Raw genomic sequence first — 1,839 nt, forward strand, 5'->3', positions numbered from 1 at the left:
TTTAAATCGTTGGTATCGTACCACCATCAATCACATATTCTGCACCATGAATTGACTTGGCTTTTTCTGATAATAGAAATGCTGTTAGTTCGGCTACTTCACTAGGATCCGCGGGTCTACCTATTGGAATACCACCTAAATCTTCCATTAACTTTTGTTTCGCTGTGTCAAAATCGCTACCTGTACTGTGTGCTAAAGTATTTACAAAATCACGTGCCGCTCCAGTAAGAACCCAGCCAGGAGCAATACTCATTACTCTAAGTCCTTGGGGACCCAGTTCATTAGAAAGCGATTTACTGTAATTTGACAAAGCTGCCTTAGACGCAGCGTATGCAATGGTTGAATGATATAAAGGCAATGATCGTTGAATAGAACTAATGTGGATCACTGTACCTTTTCCTGCCTCAATCATTGGTGGAATTAATCCTCGGTCTAATCTAACCGCAGCCAACAGATTTTGGTTTAACGCTTTATCCCATTCATTATCATCAAGGACAGCAAAACCACCTACAGGAGCGGAACTGCCACCCACTACATGTACGATTCCCTGTAAACACTCAACAAGCTCATTGATTTTTGTAATCACATCAAAGCAACCTTCAATTGTACTTATATCGGCTTGAATATAAATTACGTTTTTTAATGGAAACTCAGGTAAAGCGCGAGAGGTGGTAATTACATTCGCTCCTAGTTCAACCAAAGAATTGACAGTAGCTTGCCCAATACCTTTCGTTCCACCAGTGACGAAGTAGGTCTGCCCCTTAAATTCACTGTTTTTCATAGTTTTATTTCCAACTGAGTGATTAAATTATTAGTAAGAGCAAATTGAAAAGAGAGTTCAATTGGACTGCCCAAAAATGAACCTGACACCATTGCTACAACATCTGCGCCTAGTGACGTTAATTTGATACTAAGCACTTGATAACTTGATTGATATGTAGAAATTGCCAAATCGGTCCAGATTGAAATAGCTTTTTTACCAGTATGAGTTTTACCTTCATCTTTAACGACAGCATCTTCACTAAAACAACTTATCAACATTTTTCGAGTTTTAGTATTTGAAGCATCAAAGAATTGGTTTAGTGGTTCAGGGTGAATAGGCATAAAATATCCTTTTGTTTGAAATGAGTTGCTATACTATCGATTCATTACATAATGTGAAGTACACACTAAAAAGTAAGTATGAAAAAAATTAAAAAACGAAATGAATACAGTCGTATAACAGGTGCTGAAGCTGTCGACCAATGTTTGAAGATGTTAGAAGGGCGATGGAAATTACGTATTTTATTCCAATTATTTGGTGGTCAAGTGATGCGATACTCAGAGTTAGAACGCGCTATACCTGAAGTTTCGCAAAAAATGCTGGCACAACAATTGAGACAGTTGGAGACTGATGGTTTAGTCAACCGGGTATCCTATCCCGTAGTCCCCCCAAAAGTGGAATACTCGCTGACTGACTGGGGACAGGCACTTTGTCCTACTCTTGATTCATTACTGCATTGGACAGAGCAGCGAAACCATGACGACATAAACAGAAAAGACTAGTATCTATTTTGTATGTTGGTTGTATAGCAATAAAGCTTTTTAGATTAGATATTGCTTTAGTGAATAATAATGTGGCACCGTAAACTTGGGCACATTTTTAAGCTATAAACATTCTATATTTATTAGTGAAAAATGCACTTTAGTAACTATTAAAGTGCCACAGCCTAATCTTCAACATATGTGTGATGACGTGGCTAAATGTATGAAATATTACAATGTAGAATGATTGCTCTCAGCAAATGCAGATCAGTCGCCGATAGAATTTGAAATCTCTTTTAGAAAAGAGTCCGGTTG

Annotated in this window: 3 protein-coding genes; 1 reads left to right on the forward strand and 2 read right to left on the reverse strand. The window is 37.8% G+C overall.

What is annotated here, in order from left to right:
* Position 1: 1 nt before the first annotated feature.
* Positions 2–781, reverse strand: coding sequence for an SDR family oxidoreductase (locus CXF78_RS16100; protein ID WP_102037350.1), 780 nt, complete (start codon positions 779–781; stop codon positions 2–4).
* Positions 778–1,104 (reverse strand): nuclear transport factor 2 family protein, encoded by a 327-nt coding sequence (locus CXF78_RS16105; protein ID WP_102037351.1) that lies wholly within the window; start codon positions 1,102–1,104, stop codon positions 778–780. Before CXF78_RS16105 ends, CXF78_RS16100 begins: the two co-directional genes overlap by 4 nt.
* Positions 1,105–1,182: 78 nt before the next feature.
* On the opposite strand from CXF78_RS16105, the gene CXF78_RS16110 reads away from it, so the two are divergent.
* A complete protein-coding gene (locus tag CXF78_RS16110; RefSeq protein ID WP_102037352.1) occupies positions 1,183–1,545 on the forward strand; it encodes a winged helix-turn-helix transcriptional regulator in 363 nt (120 codons plus the stop codon).
* The last annotated feature ends 294 nt before the right edge of the window (positions 1,546–1,839 follow it).

Source organism: Shewanella sp. 11B5, assembly GCF_002836795.1.
GTDB lineage: Bacteria > Pseudomonadota > Gammaproteobacteria > Enterobacterales > Shewanellaceae > Shewanella > Shewanella frigidimarina.